23 protein-coding genes are annotated in these 22,315 nt (G+C 63.6%); 8 read left to right on the top strand and 15 right to left on the bottom strand.

Annotated elements, in window-relative coordinates; genetic code table 11:
* Positions 1–91 precede the first annotated feature (91 nt).
* Complete coding sequence (locus BCL93_RS05955) at positions 92–1,312, top strand: ABC transporter substrate-binding protein (RefSeq protein WP_112054183.1); 1,221 nt, start codon at positions 92–94, stop codon at positions 1,310–1,312.
* Positions 1,313–1,547: 235 nt separating this feature from the next.
* Here BCL93_RS05955 and BCL93_RS05960 read toward each other — a convergent pair whose 3' ends face one another.
* Genes BCL93_RS05960 through BCL93_RS05975 form a run of 4 tightly spaced genes read right to left on the bottom strand, consistent with a single transcriptional unit; the run spans position 1,548 to position 4,862 of the window.
* The gene (locus BCL93_RS05960; protein ID WP_181463039.1) at positions 1,548–2,492 is read right to left on the bottom strand and encodes a branched-chain amino acid ABC transporter permease; all 945 of its coding nucleotides are present in this window, start codon (positions 2,490–2,492) and stop codon (positions 1,548–1,550) included.
* Entirely contained in the window at positions 2,492–3,361 is an 870-nt protein-coding gene (locus BCL93_RS05965) for a branched-chain amino acid ABC transporter permease (RefSeq protein ID WP_112054184.1), read from the bottom strand. Before BCL93_RS05965 ends, BCL93_RS05960 begins: the two co-directional genes overlap by 1 nt.
* A 2-nt stretch (positions 3,362–3,363) precedes the next feature.
* Positions 3,364–4,083, bottom strand: a complete 720-nt coding sequence (locus BCL93_RS05970; protein WP_112054185.1) for an ABC transporter ATP-binding protein — start codon at positions 4,081–4,083, stop codon at positions 3,364–3,366.
* Complete coding sequence (locus BCL93_RS05975) at positions 4,080–4,862, bottom strand: ABC transporter ATP-binding protein (protein WP_112054186.1); 783 nt, start codon at positions 4,860–4,862, stop codon at positions 4,080–4,082. Before BCL93_RS05975 ends, BCL93_RS05970 begins: the two co-directional genes overlap by 4 nt.
* A 347-nt stretch (positions 4,863–5,209) precedes the next feature.
* On the opposite strand from BCL93_RS05975, the gene BCL93_RS05980 reads away from it, so the two are divergent.
* Positions 5,210–5,590 (top strand): phasin family protein, encoded by a 381-nt coding sequence (locus tag BCL93_RS05980; protein ID WP_112054187.1) that lies wholly within the window; start codon positions 5,210–5,212, stop codon positions 5,588–5,590.
* 141 nt (positions 5,591–5,731) lie between these two features.
* Here the strand turns inward: BCL93_RS05980 and BCL93_RS05985 are convergent, their stop codons facing one another.
* From BCL93_RS05985 to BCL93_RS05995, 3 genes are read right to left on the bottom strand one after another with little or no spacing between them, the layout of a single operon-like run.
* Positions 5,732–6,346, bottom strand: a complete 615-nt coding sequence (locus BCL93_RS05985) for an FMN-binding negative transcriptional regulator (RefSeq protein WP_112054188.1) — start codon at positions 6,344–6,346, stop codon at positions 5,732–5,734.
* 38 nt (positions 6,347–6,384) lie between these two features.
* On the bottom strand, positions 6,385–7,128 hold the full coding sequence (locus BCL93_RS05990; RefSeq protein WP_112054189.1) for a GNAT family N-acetyltransferase: 744 nt from the start codon (positions 7,126–7,128) through the stop codon (positions 6,385–6,387).
* A gap of 51 nt (positions 7,129–7,179) precedes the next feature.
* Positions 7,180–7,641, bottom strand: a complete 462-nt coding sequence (locus BCL93_RS05995) for a GNAT family N-acetyltransferase (RefSeq protein ID WP_112054190.1) — start codon at positions 7,639–7,641, stop codon at positions 7,180–7,182.
* 85 nt (positions 7,642–7,726) lie between these two features.
* Here BCL93_RS05995 and BCL93_RS06000 point away from each other — a divergent pair, with 85 nt between their 5' ends.
* On the top strand, positions 7,727–9,277 hold the full coding sequence (locus BCL93_RS06000) for a PLP-dependent aminotransferase family protein (RefSeq protein WP_112054191.1): 1,551 nt from the start codon (positions 7,727–7,729) through the stop codon (positions 9,275–9,277).
* On the opposite strand, the gene BCL93_RS06005 is transcribed toward BCL93_RS06000, so the two are convergent.
* Positions 9,243–9,992, bottom strand: a complete 750-nt coding sequence (locus BCL93_RS06005) for an NAD(P)H-dependent oxidoreductase (RefSeq protein ID WP_112054192.1) — start codon at positions 9,990–9,992, stop codon at positions 9,243–9,245. The two genes, BCL93_RS06000 and BCL93_RS06005, sit on opposite strands and share 35 nt — an antisense overlap.
* Before the next feature lie 91 nt (positions 9,993–10,083).
* On the opposite strand from BCL93_RS06005, the gene BCL93_RS06010 reads away from it, so the two are divergent.
* Positions 10,084–10,986, top strand: a complete 903-nt coding sequence (locus BCL93_RS06010) for a LysR family transcriptional regulator (protein WP_112054193.1) — start codon at positions 10,084–10,086, stop codon at positions 10,984–10,986.
* Between the two features lie 73 nt (positions 10,987–11,059).
* Here the strand turns inward: BCL93_RS06010 and BCL93_RS06015 are convergent, their stop codons facing one another.
* The 7 genes from BCL93_RS06015 to BCL93_RS06050 form a co-directional block, all read right to left on the bottom strand.
* On the bottom strand, positions 11,060–11,863 hold the full coding sequence (locus BCL93_RS06015; RefSeq protein WP_112054194.1) for an ABC transporter permease: 804 nt from the start codon (positions 11,861–11,863) through the stop codon (positions 11,060–11,062).
* Complete coding sequence (locus BCL93_RS06020) at positions 11,860–12,483, bottom strand: ABC transporter ATP-binding protein (protein ID WP_112054195.1); 624 nt, start codon at positions 12,481–12,483, stop codon at positions 11,860–11,862. The genes BCL93_RS06015 and BCL93_RS06020 overlap by 4 nt, the downstream gene beginning before the upstream one ends.
* Positions 12,484–12,623: 140 nt before the next feature.
* Positions 12,624–14,213 carry an ABC-F family ATPase gene (locus BCL93_RS06025; protein WP_112054196.1) on the bottom strand — a complete coding sequence of 530 codons (1,590 nt, stop codon included), beginning with the start codon at positions 14,211–14,213 and terminating at the stop codon, positions 12,624–12,626.
* A gap of 101 nt (positions 14,214–14,314) precedes the next feature.
* A complete protein-coding gene (locus tag BCL93_RS06030; RefSeq protein ID WP_258396007.1) occupies positions 14,315–16,066 on the bottom strand; it encodes a bifunctional diguanylate cyclase/phosphodiesterase in 1,752 nt (583 codons plus the stop codon).
* A gap of 225 nt (positions 16,067–16,291) precedes the next feature.
* A complete protein-coding gene (locus BCL93_RS06040) occupies positions 16,292–17,581 on the bottom strand; it encodes an ISL3-like element ISPpu12 family transposase (protein ID WP_004574636.1) in 1,290 nt (429 codons plus the stop codon).
* A gap of 21 nt (positions 17,582–17,602) precedes the next feature.
* Entirely contained in the window at positions 17,603–18,115 is a 513-nt protein-coding gene (gene lspA / locus BCL93_RS06045; RefSeq protein WP_004863699.1) for a signal peptidase II, read from the bottom strand.
* A gap of 3 nt (positions 18,116–18,118) precedes the next feature.
* Positions 18,119–19,015, bottom strand: coding sequence for a cation transporter (locus BCL93_RS06050; protein ID WP_004574643.1), 897 nt, complete (start codon positions 19,013–19,015; stop codon positions 18,119–18,121).
* Between the two features lie 95 nt (positions 19,016–19,110).
* Here BCL93_RS06050 and cadR point away from each other — a divergent pair, with 95 nt between their 5' ends.
* The 4 genes from cadR to BCL93_RS06070 all read left to right on the top strand — a co-directional run bounded on the left by cadR (position 19,111) and on the right by BCL93_RS06070 (position 22,309).
* Complete coding sequence (gene cadR / locus BCL93_RS06055) at positions 19,111–19,518, top strand: Cd(II)/Pb(II)-responsive transcriptional regulator (protein WP_004364961.1); 408 nt, start codon at positions 19,111–19,113, stop codon at positions 19,516–19,518.
* Between the two features lie 124 nt (positions 19,519–19,642).
* Positions 19,643–20,494: a molybdate ABC transporter substrate-binding protein gene (gene modA / locus BCL93_RS06060; RefSeq protein ID WP_112054197.1), complete on the top strand. Its 852-nt coding sequence runs from the start codon at positions 19,643–19,645 to the stop codon at positions 20,492–20,494.
* Positions 20,494–21,159, top strand: a complete 666-nt coding sequence (modB, locus tag BCL93_RS06065) for a molybdate ABC transporter permease subunit (protein WP_112054198.1) — start codon at positions 20,494–20,496, stop codon at positions 21,157–21,159. Before modA ends, modB begins: the two co-directional genes overlap by 1 nt.
* On the top strand, positions 21,152–22,309 hold the full coding sequence (locus BCL93_RS06070) for an ABC transporter ATP-binding protein (protein WP_112054199.1): 1,158 nt from the start codon (positions 21,152–21,154) through the stop codon (positions 22,307–22,309). Before modB ends, BCL93_RS06070 begins: the two co-directional genes overlap by 8 nt.
* Positions 22,310–22,315 lie beyond the last annotated feature (6 nt).

Raw genomic sequence — 22,315 nt, forward strand, 5'->3', positions numbered from 1 at the left:
GCGATACAAGGGCCTTCACGATGTCAGTGTCGCGCTCGCTAACGGACTGTCAATAATGAACAATCAAGGTCAGCAACAGGAGACGTTTACCATGATCGTCAAGAAACCATTAATCGGGGCCATTTCCGCCATGGCGATGGCGACAAGCCTCGCGGCCACCGCCGAACCGCTGAACGTTGGCGTGCTGGTGCCGCTGACCGGCGACCTGCAGAGCTATGGTGAGCCGTCGCTGCGCGCGGCTGAGCTGGCGGTCAAGGAGATCAACGCCGACGGCGGCGTGATGGGTGAGCCGATGGAAATCAGTGCCGGTGACACCCAGACCTCGCCGCAGCCCGGCGTGGCAGCGGCTCAGAAACTGGTCAACGTGCAGGGCGTGCATGCCATCTTCGGCGCGCTGTCCAGCGGCGTGACCATTCCGGTGGCTCAGAGCGTATCCAAGCCCGAGCAGGTGCTGCAGATCTCCAACGCCTCTACCTCGCCGGTGATCACTAGCCTGGATGACGACGACTTCCTGTTCCGCACCGTGCCATCAGACGCCTTCCAGGGTGTGGCGCTGTCCGAGATCACCGCTGCGAAAGGCTACAAGACCGTCAGTGTCATCTACGTGAACAACGATTACGGCAAGGGCCTGACCGATGCCTTCAGCAAGGCCTTCGAGGCCCAGGGCGGCACCGTGGCAGCAAGCGTGGCCTACGAGCAGGGCCAGGCCGCCTATCGCGGTGAACTGCAGCAGGCCGATACTGGTGGTACCGAGGCACTGGTGCTGATCGGCTACCCAGAGAACGGCGAGACCATTCTGCGCCAGGCCCTCGAGGGCGGTTTCTTCCGCGACTTCGTGTTCACCGATGGCATGAAGGCGCCGGAACTGGTCGATAACCTTGGGGCCCAGGCCGTGGAAGGCGCCATCGGCACCGTGCCTCAGGCTCGCGGCGATTCGCCGGGTGCCCAGCACTTTGCCAGCGCCTATGACGGCGAATACGGCGAGGTGCCGCCCAAGCCCTACCTGGATACCGCCTACGATGCACTCTATGTCATCGCGCTGGCTGCCGAGCAGGCCGGTTCCACCGATCGTGTGGCGATCCGTGACAGCGTTCGCATGGTCGCCAATCCGCCGGGCGTGAAGGTCGGCCCGGGCGAGTTTGCCAAGGCCGTAGAGCTGATCGCTGCCGGTGAGGACATTGACTACGAGGGCGCCTCGGGTTCGGTGAACTTCGACAGTAACGGCGACGTGCCGGGCACCTTCGGTGAGTGGACGTTCAAGGATGGCGAGATCATCACCAACCGCATCTTCGAGCCCACCATGCCCGAGTGATGCCCTGTCCGCTGTGAGATAGCTCCAAGTAACCGCCCCGGCCGCGCGCCGGGGCGGTTTTTTTTTGCGGGCGACGTATCGGCGGCCGGTAGGCGAGGTTGCCCGGCGGGGCGAGCGGGCCTGTGCCTTGGGGCAGCCTCGTCGCTATGGAGACGGAGTCCTAAAGAAAGCCCCGGCGCAAGGGCCGGGGCGGTGGGAATATGAGCGGGAGCGTGCCCGCCCGTCTCGTCGAGGGTTACTTCTTGCGGGCGATCAGCTTGGGTGGCTTCTCGGGCAGAATGCCCTGCGGCCGAGTGACCAGTATGACCTGCAGAAGCACGCCAATCAGCAGCACCCGCAGGGCGGCGGCCTGAGTGGCGTACTCGGTGGGCAGCAGGTCGGTGGCGAGCTCGGTCAGCGTCCACACGCCCCACACCACCACAGCGCCGAGGATCGCGCCGCGGTTATTGCCGCTGCCACCGGCGATCAGCATCACCCACACCAGGAAGGTGCCGTAGAGCGGCATGAAGGCCTCAGGGCTCAGGAAGCCGAAGAAGTGAGCATAGAGGCCGCCGCCCAGCCCCATGATGGCTGCACCAAGCACGAAGGCCTGCAGGCGGAAGCGGGCGATCGACTTGCCCGCCGCGGCGGTCGCCGGTTCGTTCTCGCGGATCGCCCGCAGCACCCGGCCCCAGGGCGAGGCATAGGCGCGTTCAAGCAGGAAGTAGACCAGCACCACGAAGGCCACCACCACCAGCAGATAGCCGAAGGGGCTGTCCAGCGGTGTGCCGGCGAAGGGGCGCTCGATGCCGGCGATGCCGCGCACGCCGTTGGTCAGCCAGTCTTCGTTCTTGATGAACAGGCGAATCATCTCGGCGATGCCAATGGTGGCGATGGCCAGGTAGTCGGTGCGCAGCTTGGCGGTGATGCGCCCGATCACCAGGCCGATCAGCGCCGAGGCAAGCGTCGCCCCAATCAGGCCGACCAGGAAGGGCATGCCCAGCCCGCCGAGATAGGCGGGGCTTTCCGGGGTAGTGAGAATGGCGCTGGTATAGGCCCCTACAGCGAAGAAACCGGCGATGCCGATGTTGAACTGACCGGTGAAGCCCCATTGGGTGTTGAGGCCCATGGCCAGCACCGCATAGATGCCGGCGAAGGTCAGAAACGAGACCAGGTAAGCGAACAGGCTGGCGAGTTCCATCACAGTGTCCCCTTGAAGATGCCCTGAGGCCGGAAGATCAGCATCACCACCATGATGGCGAAGGCCACGGCCGGCTTGTAGGCGGCAGAGATAAACAGTGTCGACATCTCCATCGAGATACCGATGATCATGCCGCCAACGATGGCCCCATAGGGTCGCCCGATGCCGCCGAGAATGGCCGCGGCGAACACCGGCAGCAGCGTTGTCCAGCCCATCACCGGGTGTAGGCGAGTATCGATGCCGAGGAACACCCCGGCTGCCGCCGCCAGGGCGCCGCCGATGATCCAGGTGACGATGATGACCCGCTCGGCCGGAATGCCGCTGACCAGCGCCAGGTCCATGTTGTCGGACATGGCGCGCATCGCCTTGCCCATCCGGGTGCGCGTCAGGAACAGATGCACGCCGGCCACCAGGCCCAGCGAGATCAGCACGATCCACACATGATCAGGCTTGATGCGCAGACCGCCGAGCACGTCGAGGCGCCAGGGGAACTGGATGCCACTGGCGTAGGTCTGGTTTTCGGAGCCCCAGATCAGCTGGATCAGGCTGCGCAGGATCAGCGCCATGCCGAACGAGGAGATCAGTAGAATGACCGGTTGGGTGCGGCGGATGCGCCGGTAGAGCAGTTGGTCGATGACCACGGCGACCACGGCCATGCCGACCATGGCTGCTGGTAGGGCGAACCAGGGGCTTAGCCCCATCACCCCGATGAAGGTCAGGCCGATATAGGCGCCAAGCGTCATGAAGTCGCCGTGAGCGAAGTGTGCGAAGCGCAGGATGCCGAAGATCATCGACACCCCGATGGCGCCCATGCTGAGCACGCTGCCCAGCACCATGCCGTAGATCAGGATCTGTATGATGTCATTCATGGCTAGCCCCCCAGGAACATTTCAGCGACTTCCGGGTTGGCCAGCAGATTGGGCCCGGTGTCCTCATGGCGATTGGCGCCGGTGGCAAGCACATAGCCGCGGCTGGCGATAGCCAGCGCCTGCTTGGCATTCTGCTCGACCATCAACACGCCGATGCCCTGGGCGTTGATCTCCTTGATGCGCTCGAAGGTCTCGTCGATCAGCTTCGGTGACAGGCCGGCAGTGGGCTCATCGAGCATCAACAGTTTAGGGTCGACCATCAGCGCACGGCCCATGGCGACCAGTTGGCGCTCGCCGCCGGACATCAGTCCGGCAGGCTGGCGGCGGCGCTCGGCGAGCTTGGGAAAGAGATCATAGATCATCTCCATCCGCGGCCCGAGATCGCCGGTCATCAGATAGCCGCCCATCTCGAGGTTTTCCTGTACGGTCAGCGAGGGGAAGACGTTCTGCTCCTGAGGTACGTAGGCGATACCCCGGCGCACCATCTGTTCCGGCTTGGCGTTGGTGATGTCCTCGCCCTGAAAAAGGACCTGGCCCGTGCGGATCTTCACCAGACCGAAGATGGCCTTCATGGCGGTGGACTTGCCGGCGCCGTTGGGGCCGACGATGACCACGATTTCGTCTGCGTTGGCGCGCAGGTTGGTGCCCTTGAGGATGTCGGCACCGCCATAGCCGCCGTAGATATCGCGGGCATCCAACAGGGTGGTGGTCGAGCTGCTCATGCGTCTTCCCCCATATGGCCACTGACGCCGCCACCCAGGTAGGCCTCGCGGACCTCGGCATTCTGGCGAATCTCGTCCATTGGGCCAGAGGCGATCAGCTCGCCGTTGGCCATCACGTGTACCGGGTCGCAGAGTTGCGAGATCAGGTCCATGTCGTGCTCGATCAGACAGAAGGTATAGCCCCGCTCGGTGTTGAGGCGACGAATCGCCTCGCGGATCTTGCCGAGCAGGGTGCGATTGACGCCGGCACCGGGCTCATCCAGCAGCACCATCTTGGCGTCGGTCATCATGGTGCGCCCCAGATCGAGAAGCTTCTTCTGGCCACCCGAGAGATTGCCGGCTAGCTCGTCGGCGACGTGCGAGATTTCGAGGAAGTCGAGCACTTCGTCGACCCGCTCGAGTACCTTGGCATCTTCCTTGCAGACCTGGCCCCAGCGCAGCCAGCTGTTGAAGAGGTTTTCACCGCTCTGTTCAGGGGGCACGACCATCAGGTTCTCGCGCACCGTCATCTGCGAGAACTCATGGGGAATCTGGAAGGTGCGCACCAGGCCACGGTGGAAGAGCTCGTGGGTAGGCAGGCCGGTGATGTCCTGGCCGTCGAGCACGATGCGGCCGCTAGTGGGCGGGAAGAGGCCAGCGACGATGTTGAACAGGGTGCTTTTTCCGGCGCCGTTCGGGCCGATCAAGCCGGTGATGCTGCCCTGGGCAACCTCGAAGGACACGTCCTTCACCGCCTGCAAGCCGCCAAAGGACTTGGAGACGTTTTCGATTCGGATCAAGGTGGGAGCTCCTGCCTTGAGATTGTTCTTGAAATTGTGGTGGAGCGGGCAGCGCTCGCCCGAAGGCAGGCTCGCCCAATGCAACGACAGTATCGCCGTGCACGAGGCGCATCAAGGCGCTGATCAGACGCGGTTTAAACGCTTGAATCAAAGTGTGGTCATCTGACCGGAATCTGTTCGTCAGCAGCGGTTCAATGCCCCGCACCGAGGCTGACGGATGGGCGTCAAATAGAGACACACAAGAAGCATGAAATCGATGTTGCGGCGCAGCAAGTGCTTTGCTATGTTGCAATGCAGCGAGGGGCAGGATGCCTCTCCATTCGAAACCGTTCGCTAAGAGGTGGACCATGAGCAGCACTAATTTTGATCAAGTCACCCAGCAGTTCGAATCCATGTTCTTCGGCCCGGCTCGCGCCTATGCCGCGATGAGCCTGGACTACTCCGAAAAGCTGATGGCCGCCCAGTTTGATGCCGCCAAGGCCTACAGCGATCTCGGCCTCAGCCAAGCGCGCGCCGCCCTGAACGTCAAGGATGCCGAAGGCCTGCGCACCTACGTCGAAGGTCAGCAGAAAGTGGCCAAGGACGTCGGTGAGCGCGTCAAGGCCGATGCAGAGAAGGTAGTCGCCATGAACCAGGAAGTGGTTCAGCAGGCACAGAAACTGACCGAAGAGAGCGTCAAGAGCGCCTCCAAGGCCGCGACTACCGCGGCCAAGCCGGCTGCCAAGTAACGGGAAAAGTAACGCCACTTGGCGGGTCGTCGGCAGGGCGTTTCCCTCGCCGACGAGCTAGATTAGCCAAACGCCGCTGCCCCTTGGGGCGGCGGCGTTTGGCGTTGGGGCATGGCTCTGGAGCATAGAGCTGGTGCGAGATCAGGGGGCTTCCGTGCCTCCTGCTTGGTCCTGCATATAGCGCCACAGGGCTCGGGCCTCGGGAGCGGCGCTGTCGCGCAGCCCGGCTGCGACTCCGGCCTGGTCGGCGGCGCTGCGCTGCTGGCCGAGCTTGGCCTTGCCCTGGAGCGAGGCGATGGGGAGCCGGAAGCCGACGATGCCGGCCAGCAGCCGGTCGCGGAAGGCGTCGTCGAGCGTCACCTTGTCGTTGAGCAGGCCGGGTTCGAAATGGGCCAGGCTGCGCTTGATCAGCGCGGCGGTGGCGGCCCCGTCGAGTCGTTCGAACCGCCCCTCGGCGTGCACGGCGGCATAGTTCCAGGTCGGTACGGCCGGGCGGGTGGCGTACCAGGTGGGCGACACATAGGCATGGGGACCGCTGAAGATCGCCAGCACTCGGCGACCCTCCAATGCCTGCCAGTGCGGGTTGGCTCGGGCGAAGTGGCCGTAGAGAGTGCCGAATTCGCCTTCGTCGCGGCTCAGCTGCAACGGCAGGTGGGTTGCCTGCAGGTCGTCGCCAACCAGCACGCCGAAGGGATGCGCCTCGATCAAGGCCTGGGCCTTAGGCGTGGACATCCGCAGCGCGGGGGATACGTACATCGAGTGACTCCTCGTCGTGACAGGGATCAGCCGTGTCTTTAGGTGGCCGCCAGCGCCGCCTCGGTCAGTTCGCGGAGGGAGCGGTGCTGGCGGCCCCGGGCGTCGAAGTTGTCGGGAGCGAGCCAGCACGCGAAGGCGCGCTCCAGTGCCGGCCAGTTACCGTCGAGCACCGAGAACCAGGCCGTGTCGCGGTTGTGGCCCTGCACCACCCGGTGCTGGCGGAAGATGCCCTCGAAGCGAAAGCCCAGCCGTTCGGCGGCGCGCCGCGACGGCGCGTTGAGGGCGTCGCACTTCCATTCGTAGCGCCGATAGCCCAGCGCGAAGGCGTGTCCCATCATCAGCACCATCGCCTCGGTAGCGGCGGCGGTGCGCGCGAGGCGCGGCGAGAAGTGCAGGTGGCCGACCTCTAGGCTGCCGTGTTCGGGCACGATATTCAGGTAGGCAGCGATGCCCAGCGCCTGGCCGCTGGCGGCGTCGACGATGGCGTAGAAGCATGGATCAGCACTGGCCGCTCGGTCGGCCAGCCAGGCGTGACAGCCGGGGCCGTCGTCGAAGGGCCGCCCACCCAGATAAGTCCAGCGTGCCGCCAGGGCGTCGCGCGTTTCCGGTGCCGCGTTGGGCGCTTGCCAGGCCGTGAATAGGGCGTCGGCGTGGCGGTCGGCGTCGAGGGGCTCGACGCGCACCCTTTGGCCCGTCAGCGTGATGGGGCTGAGGCTTGCAGCGCCCTGCCAACCCGGCACGGGCCGGCCCACCGGCTGGTTATAGGCATTGGTCGTCGTCATTCGGTGATCCTCTCTTTAAGCGCCATCTCCAGGTGCTATACAGGTGCCATCTCAGCGAGCCGGGGCGGTCGGCAGCGACAGGACGTAGTGATCGAAGGCGTCGTCGCGGCGCCAGCCCAGCGAGGCGTAGAGCGCCTTGGCACTGTGGTTCTCCACCTGCGTCTGCAGCCGCAGCTGGGCGATGCCGTGAGATTCGGCCAGGCCGCGGGCGGCGTTCATCAGGGCCTTGGCGACGCCCTGGCGGCGCGCCTCGGGGGTCACGAAGAGATCGCCGAGGATCCAGCGCGGGGCCAATTGCACCGTCGACAGGGTCGGGTAGAGCTGCACGAAGCCCCGCAGCGTGCCGTCGGGGCCGGCCTCCACCAGCAGATGCGAATCGCCGAGCGCCAGGCGGCGCGCCGCGAAGTCGGTGGCGGCAGCGAGGTCCGCCGCCTGGCCGTAGAAGCGGCGGTAGCCGTCGAGTAGCTCGGCTAGGGCAGAAAGGTCATCGTGGGTCGCGGGACGCACGGGCATGGCGGTTCTCCTGAGGTTTGGGGTGACCGAATGCCAGTCTGGCGGCATAGTGGTTCCAGAATAAGAACCGGTTTTGGGGAAAATCATGGAACCGCTTTCATCGCAGGCCGCGCTGGACTGGGTCATCGATGCCCTCGCCATGGAACTCGCCGAGGCCGCATCGGGGCCGCTCAGTCGGCGGCTCTATCTCGGGCTGCGCGAGCGCATCCAGGCGGGACGCCTGGCCCCGGGCAGCCTATTGCCGTCCTCGCGTCGCCTGGCCAGGGAGCTGTGCCTGGGGCGCAATACCGTGCTGGCCGCCCTCGAGCAGCTGGTCGCCGAGGGCTTCCTGGAGACGCGCCCCGGCGCCGGGACCTTCATCGCCGATCTGCCGCGACTGGCCGGGTCTTCGCCTGCATCAGGGCTGGCATCGGCGCCGGCCTGTGCGGCCCCCGGGACGGCAACGGCCGTCGCGCTGTCGTCCCGGGGTACGCGTCTGCTTGGTTACAGCCCCGGTTCAAACGTGCGTCCCGGCGTCTTCACGCCCGGGTTGCCGGCGCTGGATCGCTTCCCCCAGGCGCTATGGCAGCGACTGATAAGACGGCATTTGCATCGGGCGCCCACTGACTGGCTGGGCTATCAGGCCCAGGGCGGCGTGCCGGCGCTGCGCGAGGCGCTGTGCGACTACCTGCGGCTGTCGCGCTCGGTGCGCTGCCGGCCCGAGCAGATCCTCATCGTCCAGGGCGCCCAGCAGGGGTTCGAGCTGATTGCGCGGCTGCTCACCGACCCTGGTGACCGGGTCTGGGTCGAGGAACCCGGCTACGGCGGCGCCAAGGCCTGCTTCGAGGCCGCCGGGCTCGAGCTATCCCCGGTGCCGGTGGATGACGAAGGCCTGCGAGTGGCAGCAGGTCTACCCGCGCCGCGGCTGATTCAGGTCACGCCTTCGCATCAGTATCCCAGCGGGGTGACCATGACCCTGGGGCGGCGCCTGGCCCTGCTCGAGGCCGCCGAGCGGCATGGGGCCTGGATCGTCGAGGACGACTACGACAGCGAGTTTCGCTATGGCCAACGGCCCATCGCCGCGCTCCAGGGGCTCGATAACGGCGGGCGGGTGCTCTATGTAGGCACCTTCAGCAAGGTGCTCTACCCGGGGCTGCGGCTGGGCTATGTAGTGCTGCCCGAGCTCCTGGTGGACCCGTGTCGGCGGGCCAACGCCCGGCTGCATCGCGAGGGGCAGTACGTGGTGCAATCGGCGCTGGCCGAGTTCATCGCCGCTGGCCACTTCTCGCGCCATGTGCGGCGCATGCGCGACTGCTACCGCGACCGCCAGGCGCGGCTGCGAGAAGCCTTGGCGCCGGCGGTCAGTGGGGGGCTTGAGCTGTCGGAGGGGCAGGCCGGCATGCACCTGGTGGCCTGGCTCGACGACCACGCCACCGAGGCGGCGCTGGTGGCCCGCGGCGTCGACCAAGGCATCGGGCTGTCGCCGCTGTCCACGTATTACCTTACGCCACCCGGCCGGCCCGGCCTGGTGCTGGGCTACGCCGGAGCAAGCGAGGCGGAGATCGCTAGGGCCGGCGGCTGGCTGTGCCGGGAGTGGCTGGCGCTCAGGGAAGAACGAGGCGTTAGGGACGCCAGCGGGCCGGGTGCTCGGGCTTGAGCACACCGTCCTCGTCCCAGTCGTCCCATCCCGCGAAGGCGATCGGGGTATCACCGTCAAGTGACTTAAGGCGACTCACCCAGCGCGCCTTGTCGGCTTCCAGCTGGTCGCGAAAGGTGGCCTCGGACTGGTAGCTGAGCCCACCGCCCTGAATGCCGTAGTTGAGTTGGGGCGGCAGTACCTCGAGGCCAACGTAGTAGAGCGAGCAGTGGATGGGCCACATCAAGGCGGCGATATCCCCGCCGCGGCCATCCCGCGAGAATGCGGGCGCCGGCGAGCCGGTGGTCACCGAGCATAGGACCCGTTTGCCGCGCAGGCGGCCCCGATCGTAGCGCATGCGGCCGCTGTAGATTCCGCCGTAGACGAAGACGCGATCGAACCAGCCCTTGAGCATCGCGGGCTGCGCATGCCACCACAGGGGGAACTGCAGGATCACCAGGTCCGCCCGTTCGAGGCGCGCGATCTCGCGTTGCACATCTCGTGGCAGACCGCCGGTCTCAACGGCATGTCGCTGTTCGTCGAGAGGCGCGAACCGCTCATCGTCGCGCCGCGCGGCGAAGTGCTGGGGGCGTTCCACCGGATCGAAGCCCTCCGCGTAGAGGTCGGCGACTTCTACCTGGTGGCCGAGCCCCTCCAGGGTGTCGACGGCGATGTTGGTGAGGGCCGCGTTGAAGGAGCGGGGTTCGGGGTGGCAGTGGACGATCAATACCTGCATGGCGTGTCTCCTGGGGTGACGTTAGGGTCAGGAGTAGCCTAGGCTTTGCACTGATGAAACAACATTCTCCATAACTGATAGATAACTTTGCATGGATGAACAGAACGTCCGCTGGGACGACCTGCGGGTCGTATTGGCCATCCACGCGGCGGGCTCCTTGTCTGGTGCCGCACGCCGCCTGGGACTCAGTCACGCCACGGTGTTTCGCCGCCTGGACGGCATCGAACGGCGTCTTGGCGTCAGCCTCTTCGTGCGCGGTCGCCGCGGCTACACGCCGACGCCGGCCGGCGAGGACATGGCCGCCACCGGCGCCCGTGTCGAGCGAGAGGTGCTGGGGGCCGAGCGCCGAGTCGCGGGGCGTGATTTGAGACTGTCCGGCACGCTGCGGGTGACGACCACGGATACCTTGCTCGCCGGTCTGTTGGCGCCGCTATTGGCGGACTTTCGCCGGATGCATCCGGATATCGTGCTAGAGGTCGCCGTCTCCAATCAGTTGTACAACCTGACCCGACGCGATGCGGATGTGGCGGTGCGGCCTTCGTCGACGCCGCCGGAGATGCTGGTCGGGCGCCGTATTGGCGAAATTGCTCAGGCCGTATATGGCTCACGTGAGTGCCAAGCCAATAACGCCGCTGAGCAGGATTGGCATGGCTTGGACTGGGTGGGGCCCGATGCCCAGTTGGGCTATTCGGCGCTGGAGGCCTGGATGGAGCACCAAGCGGTGGCGGCGACTTGTCGCTACCGACTCGACAGCATGCTGGGCATGTTCAGTGCCGTTCGCGAAGGCGCCGGTGTGGCGGTACTGCCTTGCTATCTCGCCGATGCCGATTCACGGCTGGTAAGGCTCAGCGAGCCATTGGCGGAGTTGAGTACCGATTTGTGGCTGTTGACGCACCCCGACTTGCGCCGGGTGGCCCGGATTCGCGCCTTCCTGGATTTCATCGCCGAAGCGGTGATTGAGCGCCAAGAACGGATGAGCGGAAAGAACGCTTGATCGGAAAGCACGGTTGAGCGGGCAAAGCTAGTGCGCTGAACTGCTGCGCCGTCGGCCCGGCCATTCAGCCAGCCTAGCCCTTGGGCGTGCTGAGTCGATCCAGTCGCAGCCGCTCGCGCTCATCGAACAGACGTCGGCTGGTGGCGGCAACGGCGGCCAGCGTGCCGAAGCCGGTGCCGGCGGTGATGATGAACATGACCAGGATCTGATATTTCACCGCCAGGGCCGGGGCACTGCCGGCGAGTATCTGGCCGGTCATCATGCCCGGCAGGCTGACGACGCCGGCGGCAGCCATGGCGTTGATGGTGGGGATCATGCCGCTGCGCATCGCCTCACGGCGCACGTCACCGATGGCTTCCTGCCAGGGCTGGCCCAGCATCAGCCGATTCTCGATCACGCTGCGCTGCTGCCAGACGTTCGTGGTGAGACGGTCCATCGCCAGCGACACGCCGGTCATGGTGTTGCCGAGCAGCATCCCTAGCAGCGGGATGGCGTACTGGGGCGCGTACCATGGCTCGGGCCCGACGATTACGGTCAGGGTCAGCACCGTGACGCTGAAGGAGGACAGAAACATCGCCAGAGTGCTGATCCCGAAGGCCCAGCCGCCGCGCAGTCGCCGTCGTTGGCGCGTCATCACCTCGCGCCCGGCGATCAGCAGCATGGCCACAGCCATCATCGCCACCCACTGAAAGCGTGCCGAGGCGAACAGCGCCTCCAGCACCAGGCCGATCAGCGTCAGTTGCACCGCCGTGCGCGCCGCGGCGATCAGCAATGGCCGGCCGATTTCCAGGCGTGCCAGCGTGGTGCAGGTCGCAAGGGCTACGACCATCAGCGCCGCTAGGCTCAACTGCCACCATTCCAGGGCGATCACGTTCATGGGGTCGTCTCCAGGCGGGAGCCTGTGATCCGGACATGATGCTGGGCGACTCGCTTGATCTGCTCCGGGTCATGGGCGACCCACAGCATCGGCATGCCGAATTGGCGGGCCTGTTCGCCTAGCCAGGCCTCGCAGGAAAGGGTGGTGGCGTGATCCAGGTTGGCGGTGGGTTCATCCAGCAGGAGAGCACGAGGCCGTCGGGAGAGGGCACGCAGCAGGGCGAGCCGCTGCTTTTCGCCGGAAGAGAGCCGCGCTACCTGCCAGCCGAGGGTTTCCGGAGAAAGGCCTAGAGCCTCGAGACCTGCTTGGCAGTCGCGGTCGAAATGCGCCCCGACATCCTCTGCCCACCATTGGCTTTCCGCCGGCACCAGCATCACCGCCCGGCGCCAGGCGTGGCCGGGCAGCGTCGCCTGAGCTTGATCACCGAGTCGGATGTCGCCTTCGTGAGGTTCGAGGTCGGCAATGGCGCGCAGCAGGCGGCTCTTGCCACTCCCGCTGGGGCCGGACAGACAGGTGATTTCGCCCGGGGCGAGCTTAAGGGAAACATCTTCAAGGGCGCCAACGGCGACGGCCTCGAGGCTCAGGGACGTCGCTGCCTGAGTGTCGGGTGGGGCTGGCATCCGGTAGGTACTCGCTGATGGTTGGACAAAGACGCGGCCCTCGATCGGCGGCATCCTGCGCATCGATCAAGAGCCGTTCATGTCGTCCAAAGCGTCAAGCATAGCCGATGCAGCGTTGTGAACGCGTGACTGTCCGCAGGTTAGCCGTAGACGCCCTGGCTCTTCAGGTAGTCGTCATAGCTGCCGCTGAAGTCGACGATCTTGTCGCCGCTCATATCGAGGATGCGCGTGGCAAGCGATGACACGAACTCGCGGTCGTGGCTGACGAATACCAGCGTGCCCGGATAGTGATCCAGGGCCAGGTTGAGGGCCTCGATGGATTCCATGTCCAGGTGGTTGGTAGGCTCGTCCATCAGCAGCACGTTGGGCTTTTGCAGGGCCAGCTTGCCAAACAGCATGCGGCCCTGTTCGCCACCGGAGATGACCTTCACCGACTTGCCGATATCGTCGTTGGAGAACAGCATGCGACCGAGCGCGCCACGGATCATCTGCTCGCCGCCGTCGGTCCATTGCGCCATCCACTCGTAAAGCGTCGCCGGGTTGGCGAAGTCGTCGGCATGATCCTGGGCGAAGTAGCCGATCTCGGCGGCATCGGTCCATTTCACTTCGCCGGCATCCGGGGCCAGGTGGCCACTGAGGCAGCGTAGCAGGGTGGTCTTGCCGACGCCGTTGGGGCCGATGATCGCCACTCGCTCGCCAGCCTCGATCTGCAGGCCCAGCTTCTCGAACAACGGGCCTTCATCGAAGCCCTTGGCCAGCGACTCGACCTGCACCGCACCGCGGTGGATCTTCTTGTTCTGCTCGAAGCGAATGAAGGGGCTGACGCGGCTGGACGGCTTGACCTCTTCGAGCTGGATCTTGTCGATCTTGCGTTGACGCGAGGTGGCCTGCTTGGCCTTGGAGGCGTTGGCCGAGAAGCGGCTGACGAAGGCCTGCAGATCGGCGATCTCGGCCTTCTTCTTGGCGTTGTCGGCGTGCAGGCGCTCGCGGGCCTGAGTGGCCGCGGTCATGTAGTCATCGTAGTTGCCCGGGAACAGCTGGATCTCGCCGTAGTCCAGGTCCGCCATGTGGGTGCAGACGCTGTTGAGAAAGTGGCGGTCGTGGGAAATGATCACCATGGTGCTGCTGCGCGCGGTGAGCACGCCCTCGAGCCAGCGGATGGTGTTGATATCCAGGTGGTTGGTGGGCTCGTCGAGCAGCAGCACGTCCGGGTCGGCGAACAGCGCCTGAGCCAGCAGTACGCGCAGCTTCCAGCCCGGCGACACTTCGCTCATCGGGCCGAAGTGCTGGGCCTCTGGGATGCCGAGCCCCAGCAGCAGCTCGCCGGCGCGGGCCTCGGCGGTGTAGCCATCGAGCTCGGCGAAGCGGGTCTCGAGATCGGCAACGCGCATGCCGTCCTCTTCGCTCATCTCCGGGTTCGAGTAGATGCGTTCGCGCTCGTCGGCGACCTCCCACAGCTCGGTGTTGCCCATGATCACGGTGTCGATCACTCGGTGCTCTTCGTAGGCGAACTGATCCTGGCGAAGCTTACCCAGGCGCGTCCCGGAATCGAGCATTACCTGCCCGCCGGATGGCTCGAGATCGCCGCCAAGGATCTTCATGAAGGTCGACTTGCCGCAGCCGTTGGCGCCGATCAGGCCATAGCGGTTGCCGTTGTTGAACTTGATCGAGACGTCTTCGAACAGGGGCTTGGCCCCGAACTGCATGGTGATGTTGGCGGTGGAGATCAAAGGGGGGTCCAGTCGAAAGGGCTCAGCGTGCGCCGAGCGTGGGAGTAAGCAACGTTTCGGGCGCGCATTGTAGCGCCTAGCTCGTTCCTTCCCAACCGCTGTCAGTGGCGTCGGCGCTCGATCAGCAGGTTATTGCCCGATACGCGCTTGGCATGACACTTGAGCTCGGAGAGTCGGTCGGCGATGGTCAAGGCGCTATTGAAACGACCGGGCTTCACCGGCAGTGCGGCCAGCGTCAGGCTGATGAAGGGAAAAAACTGGCGGTTACCCTGGCGGTCTTCGCCGCAGATGCCACCGGCCGCCTGGTCGGCGGGTCGGTAGAAGCCGGGTGCCATGGCCTCAAAACGGTTCAACACCTGCTCACAGTGGGCCTGCCAGTCGTCACCGCTCAACAGCAGCATAAAGTCGTCGCCGCCGATGTGGCCGACGAAATGACCATGCTCAAGCAGGGTGTCCTGCAGCAGGTTCGCCACGGCGATAATGACCTCGTCGCCATGGGCATAGCCGTAATCGTCGTTGTAGGCCTTGAACTGGTCCAGATCGCAGTAGGCGGCGACGAAGTCGCGTCCCTCGGCAAGGTGAGAGGCCAGCGCGTCGTTGATCAGGGCATTGCCTGGCAGGCCGGTCAGGGGATTGGCATGGCGGGCCTGGCGCACTCGTTGAGAGGTGATTTCACGAAGCAAGTCGATGATATTGCCCATGCCCTGGTAAAGCCCGTCCTCATCAACAATCACGAAGTCTTCGTGACGGCCGCCATCGGCTTCCGTGACCCACTGGCTCAACTGTTCGAGGGAGGTGTTACTCCGTGCCACGATCATCTGCCGGTCGGCGAGCTCTTCCAGGCTGCTCTTGGCGTACAGGGAGTGAGCGAAGGGGTTGGCGAATAGCGTCAGGAAGTCGTTGCGACGAATGACGCCGACCGGGCGGCCTTCACTCACCAAGGCCACGCAACGCAGCCCGAGATCATGCTTGAACCGATCGAGTAGCGTTGGCAGCTTGCACTTGGTATCGATAGCGGCAATGGGATGGCTGATCGAGGCGGCGATGTGGCTTGCCGCGGGCTGGCGCTGCGGAGTGTACCTGAGGTTGTCAATGTCATGCGGGGGCGTTTCGCTGGGGCGTGCGAAATGATAGCCCTGCAGGTAGGTCAATTGCATTTCCCAGAGGGCGTGATATTCCTCGCGGGTCTCGATACCCTCTGCGATCAACTGGCAGCCCAGGTTACGAGAAACGTCGATGATCGAGCGCAGAAACTGCTGCTTGAGGCAGTCCGTGTCGATGCTCTCGATGAAGTGGCGGTCGATCTTGACGAAGTCCGGGCGCAGCTCGGCCCAGTGGCGTAGCCCGGAGTAGCCTGCGCCAAGATCGTCCAGCGCCACCTTGAAGCCCATGTTGCGATAGTGGCTAACCGCTTTACGCATCAGTTCGTAATCATGGATCGGCGCGTGCTCGGTCAGCTCGATTACCACCCGGTCTGGCGAGAGGCCTGCGTGTTTCAGATACTCGATGGTGGCTCCTTCGCGGAAGTCCCATTCGAGGATGGTGGCCGGCATCACGTTGAGAAACAGGCGCGCCGGCAGCGCTAGTTCAGCGAAGCGCTGGATTGCCAGCCGACGACATAGCAGATCGAGTTCGACTAAGCGTCCTTCGTGCTCGGCACTGCCAAATAGCTTCAGAGGAGAATGTAGCGGGGAGTCTGAAGGGCCACGGACCAACGCCTCATAGCCAAAGATCAGCTGGCTTTCGCCATCGACAATGGGTTGAAAAAGCACTGTCAGGGCGTTGGCCTTGATGATCTCATCAAGCCACTGGGCATCGCTTTGCTGCATCAGGGTCTGCGTGGAGAGCGGCATTGTGTGAAAATCAGCCTCGTCGGGGATGGCGCCATACCATTTAGACTGAATCAGTATCATTGCACTGATGTGACATCTTGGCATGTCGCCGGGATAGGAGGCCGCCTGCTGCGTTGCCGGCCCAGGTAAGCGGTGATGATATGCCCCTCCTGCACCTTTGATTTTTTGGGTATACGGATTTAATGGTTGATGGGGCACCTTCACCCCATCAATCTGATACCACCCTCAGATGGTTGATAGATCGACTCCGTAGTTGAGTTCCTCTGCGAAGTCCGGCAGTCCGTAACCGATGGTTTTCTTGTAGAAAGGAGAGACCTTCGCAGTCGGTGCCTTCTTCTTGTGCTTCGTGGTGTAGAGCATTCGTGCCCGCATCACCTCGAAGGAGTAACCGCGCCCTTCACGGTTCTTGTCCTTGGCCAGTCGGTTGATGGACTCCGTGTAAGCGTTGGTGACGGGCATGTCCGTCTCGAAGTAGGTCATGGTCTCTTCGCGCCAGTTTCCCACTGCCCTGACCAGATCGCTCCAGACTTCCTTTTGGCCCTTCGGGATGGTGGCTATCCACTCGTCCAGGGCGGCTTCTGCCTGGAGCCGTGTGGTGGCGTCCCAGATGCCGTAGAAGCGCTCCTTGTGCTCGTAGGCGGCCAGCAGTTGCGGGAACGCGCCTGTCCAGGTCTCCATGATGAGGCGCTCCCGGTCTGAGACTTCGTGAGCGCGTTTCAGCAGGATTTTCCGGTCTCCCTTGAGAGTCCGGCTCTGGGACGGTTTCAGCTCCTTTCTGAGGCCCTTGCGCACTCTCTCTAGGGCATCGTTGGCCATGCGCACCACATGGAACTTATCGACCACGATACGGGCCTGGGGCAGCACAGCCTTGACCGCTGCCCGGTAGGGGTTCCACATGTCCATGCTGACGATCTCGACCTTCTGCCGGTCTTTCAGCTTCATCAGGTAGTTGGTCACCACGTCCTGGCGGCGGGTGGCCAGCAGGTCGAGCAGGGTTCGCTCCTCAATGTTGGTCAGAATGCAGCGGTAGCGCTTGTTCAGGTATAGCTCGTCAATGCCCAGGATGCGGGGCGTCTCGAAGCGGTGCCAGCGCCCCAGGAACTCGGCGCGGGCGTTGAAGATGTCGCGCACCGTCTTCTCGTCCAGGCCGGTCTGTGCCGCCACAAAGGTGTAGGGGTGGTTGAAGGATTCCTTCTCCACGTACTCATGCAGCCGCAGTGTCATACGGAATCCGTCCACCATCTCCGGTAGCTGGGGCCTGAATGTTGTCTTGCAGGCCCGGCAGGTGTATCGGCGGCGGACCACCCAGAGAGTGACCCGCTTGCCGTGGATGGGCAGATCACGATAGGGAACGTCACGCTTGCCGAACCGTACGAACTCACCCTGCACGCCGCATTCCTCGCAGGCGATGGGATCGGGCACGTCCACCTGGAAGTGCATTTCGTCGTCGGTTGATTTGCAGCCCAGTACTTGGTATTGCGGCAGGTGAAGGATGTTGTCGGGAAGTTCGGTCATGGTGTTGTATAGGCGTAGGTGTCAGTCAGATCCATCCGGCTCGGCATTGGTGTTTGCTTTTTTACCCAACAAGCTGCTGGAAACGAAAAGTAAGGCACCGAGGACAATTGCAATATCAGCCAGGTTGAAGGCCGGCCAATGCCAGTCTCGCCAATAGAAATCAAAGGAATCCACAACATAGCCGCGAAAGACCCGGTCAATCAGGTTGCCCATGGCGCCACCGAGGATAAGACTGTAAGCGATGGCTTCTCCTTTATGACGATTTTCAAGGATCAGCTTGATCAGAAAAATCGAGACCACTACCGCGATTCCGATAAAAAAGTAGCGCTGCCAGCCTCCACCATTCGCAAAAAGACTGAATGCGGCACCGGTGTTCCATAGGTGCACCCAGTTAAAGAACGGGGTCACCGAAACATACTCGCCATAGGCCATTGATTGCTGCACCAGCCACTTTACAGCCTGATCAGACGCTGCCAGCAGGCCCGATATGGACAATAGGGCATACGGCGAGAGCTTTTTGCCAATAATGAGCATTATTTAACCCTTCAACGCCAAAATGCGTCTGGCACCGTTAAGTACAATGCCCCCCGCGATGGTGCCGATAATCAGATCCGGATAATTGGAACCGGTCCACGCGACCAGGGCGCCGGCGGTGATGACCCCCAGGTTGATCACCACGTCGTTGGCCGAGAATATCCAGCTTGCCTTCATGTGCGCCCCGCCTTCCCGATGTTTGGATATGAGCAGCAGACAACTGGTATTGGCAATCAATGCGACGAATGCGATAGCCATCATCACCAGCGATTCAGGCTCACTACCGAATACAAAGCGTCTCACCACCTCTACGAGCACGCCCACAGCCAAGATCAGTTGCAGTACACCAGCAAGATGCGCGGCACGTACCTGCATTTTCACGCTATGTCCAACCGCATAAAGGGCAAGCCCGTACACCGCCGCATCGGCAAAATTGTCCAGGGATTCTCCAATCAGGCCGGTGGACTGGGCGATCAGACCGGCAGTCATTTCCACCACGAACAGAAGTGCATTGATGCCGAGCAACCAGCGCAGGGTCCCGGATTCTTGCTTAGCAGAAGCTGCCGAAAACTCGGCGGCCTTGATGGTCTCCGGATTTGCAGCGACGGTTTCCTGAAGCGAGGCGCCTAGCCCCAAGGTCTTCAGTTTCGAGGTGACGGGCTCGACCTCACCGTCATGCACGACCTTCAGCCGGCGGTTCGACAAGTCGAAGGACAGCGCCCGAATCTCCTCAAAGCCGTTCAGGGCTAGGCGAATCATTCGTTCTTCTGATGGACAGTCCATCTTCGGCACGGCATAAACACTGACCCATCTCCCTGGCGCCTCGGAGGAGGCCTGTATATCGGTATCCGCTGCGGACGTTGCATCACCGCCACAGGCGCCACCACAGGATTTGCTCATGATACGACTCCACTTGAACAATGTTGTGGTACCATTTAAAACTATAAAGCTACTATAAGGTCAATAGAGTAAAGAATCCGTTGGGGAGGAGGCTGATGCGCATTGGTCAGTTGGCGCAGTTGGTAGGGGTCGAAACACAGACGATCCGCTTCTATGAACAGCAGGGCTTGTTGCCGCCGCCTGATCGGCAGGACAACGGTTACCGTGTCTATACCGAGAAGCATGGTGAGGGGCTGGCCTTCATCCGTCGCTGCAGAATCCTGGGCCTGTCACTGGCTGAGATTCACGAACTACAGAGCTATCAGGACGACCCTCATCAGCCTTGTACCGCCGTCAACGCCTTGCTCGATGATCACATCTCTCATGTGCGGTCGCAGATAACCGCTCTGCAAGCGCTTGAGAAACAACTCGTTTCACTGAGAGCGAGTTGCAACGATGACCGGGAAGTTGAGGCGTGTGGGGTTCTTGCTGGAATTAGCGAAGGAAACATGCACCAGCAGTAGGTGAAGCATCAACCAGATAATCCGATGAGATGCCGGTCTGTCTCACTCTCATGCAAAGGTAAGATCAACCATTTAATCCGCTTACCCGATTTTTTGATCTCTATTTTCAGACAAGGATTTCGCTATGCGAGTGTTGTCTCGCCAGCTTGCCCAGTGGCTGCTGGTCCTAGGCCTGGCTGTCGCGCCAGCCGTCATGGCCGCTGACGTGCCCCGCATTGCCGTGGCGTCGAGCCTGCAGTTCGCCCTGACCGAGATCGCCAAGGATTTTCATAACGCCAGCGGCCGTCAGGTCATCCTCAATATGGGCTCGTCCGGCAACTTCCGTCGTCAAATCGACCAGGGCGCGCCCTTCGAGCTGTTTCTCTCGGCCAATGAGGGCTATGTGCAGGCGCTACATGAGGCCGGCAAGACCCGTGATGCCGGGGTGCGCTACGCCCGGGGGCGGCTGGTCTGGCTGCAGCGCAAAGGCTTAGAAGAAGGAAGGGAAGGCGAGGAACGTCCGGACAGCCAGATGAAAGAGCAGTCCTCCTCTAATGCGCCGCTGGCCGCCGTGAAGGCGGCTGTGCAGGCCTGGCAGGCCGATGGCAGCCGGGCTCGCTTCGCCTTGGCGAACCCCGAACATGCGCCTTATGGCGTGGCGGCGCGCCAGGCACTGGCGCATGAAGGCCTGTGGGACACCAGCCAGCCCCTGCAGGTGCAGGGTGAAAACGTCGCCCAGGCGGCTCGTTTCGCGCTGTCTGCCGATACTCGCGGCGGCCTGGTCGCTTATTCACTGGCATGCTCACCGTCGCTTGCAGGGAAAAGCCGCTATGTGCTGATTCCCGAGGCCTGGCACGCGCCGCTCCACCAGCGCATGGCCTTACTGCCGGGCGCCGGGGAAACGGCTGAGGCCTTCTATGCCTACCTGCAGAGCCCGCCTGCGCGGCAGGTGTTTCGCGACTATGGCTTTGCCGTGCCGGCTTCGGACGCGCCCTGATGGACTGGAGCGCCCTGTTCGTTTCGCTGCGACTGGCGTTCGGCACCTGCCTGATCCTGCTGCCGGTGGGGCTTTGGCTGGGGCGGCGCCTGGCCCGGATGCAACGGCGTCGGGCGCTTGTCGAAGCCCTGGTGGCGCTGCCACTGGTGATGCCACCCACGGTGCTGGGCTTCTATCTGATGCTGGCCTTCGCCGGGGACGGTCCCGTGGGAGGCTTCTGGGCCTCGTTGACCGGTACCAGCCTGAACTTTTCCTTCACCGGCATCTTGCTCGCCTCGCTGGTGGTCAACCTGCCCTTCGCCGTCCAGCCGATTCAGCGTGCCTTCGAGGCGGTGCCAGAGACCCTGCGCGAGGCGGCCTGGTGTAGTGGCTTGTCGACTCGTCAGACCTTCTGGCGCATCGAGCTGCCGCTGGTACGCTCGGGCGTGGTGTCGGCGTTGGCGCTGACCTTTGCTCATACCCTTGGCGAGTTCGGGGTCATTCTGATGGTGGGCGGCGCTATCGACGGCGAGACCCGCACTCTGGCGATTGCGATCTATGACCGCGTGCAGGCTTTCGACGAAGCCGGCGCCGGCCGCATGTCGGCGCTGCTGTTGGGCATCTCGTTTCTGACCATCGGTGTGGTCTATGGCCTCTCCAGGCGAGGAGGGCGCCGCCATGGTTGAGCATGGACACGTCGGTTTCCCCGACCAAGGGCTGGATGCACAGGCGCGTGACGCCGAAGGGCTGAGCGTCTCGCTGCATCAGGCCGGGCCGATTCCGCTGGCGGCTGACTTTGCCTGCGCGCCCGGTGAGCTTCTGGGCCTGGTCGGCCCCTCCGGCAGCGGCAAGACCACGCTGCTCCGGGCGATAGCGGGCCTGACTCGGGTGGCCAGCGGGTATATTCGCTGTGGCGGACAGAGCTGGTTCGATGCCGCGCGCGGGCACTCGCTCAGCGTCCAGGCCCGGCGCATCGGCTTCGTCTTTCAGGACTACGCCCTGTTTCCTCACCTCAGCGCTCGGGACAACGTGCTGCTGGCGGTGGAAGGTGAGAGCGGGGAGGAGCGGCGCACCACGGCGGAGGCCTGGCTGTCGCGGGTGCGTCTCGAAGGGCTCGAGGAGCGTCTGCCTCATCAGCTCTCGGGCGGCCAGCGTCAGCGGGTGGCGGTGGCTCGTGCGCTGGCGCGCAAGCCCCAGGTGTTGCTGCTCGACGAGCCTTTCTCGGCGGTGGATCAGGTCACCCGTCGGCGCCTGCAACGCGAGTTGGCGCTATTGCGCGAAACGCTGACCATTCCCATGGTGCTGGTCACTCATGACCTGGAAGAGGCCAGTGCCCTGGCCGATCGGCTGTGCGTGCTGCATGGCGGCAAGACCCTGCAGAGCGGCACGCCGGAGACCCTGTTTCGCACCCCCGATACGCCACAGATTGCCCGGTTGCTGGATCGGCATAATGTCTTCAGCGGTGAGGTGGTCGCAGCGCATGGCGAACGGCGGCTGGCCTGGGGGCCCTATCGACTGGAGGTCGGACAAGGGCTTGCGGCATTCGCACCCGGTCAGTCGCTGCGTTGGTATCTGCCGCCCTCCGATGTGGTGCTGCACCGGCGTGGCAGGCCGTCGAATGGCGAACGCGAAAATCCGGTCGAAGGCCGGGTGCGGGAAATGGTGGCCATGGGCGGTGTGACCCAGATCACGCTGGCCTTCGATCATGGTACGGAGACGCTACGCTTCGAGATCACCACCCACGCCGCCCGTCGCAATGCGCTGGCGCGAGGGGAGGTCGTACAGGTCTCGCTGCTGGCCGACGCCATTCATCTGATGCCAGGCGCATCCTCATGACTCGAG

The organism is Onishia taeanensis, assembly GCF_003268885.1.
GTDB classification, from domain to species: domain Bacteria; phylum Pseudomonadota; class Gammaproteobacteria; order Pseudomonadales; family Halomonadaceae; genus Onishia; species Onishia taeanensis_A.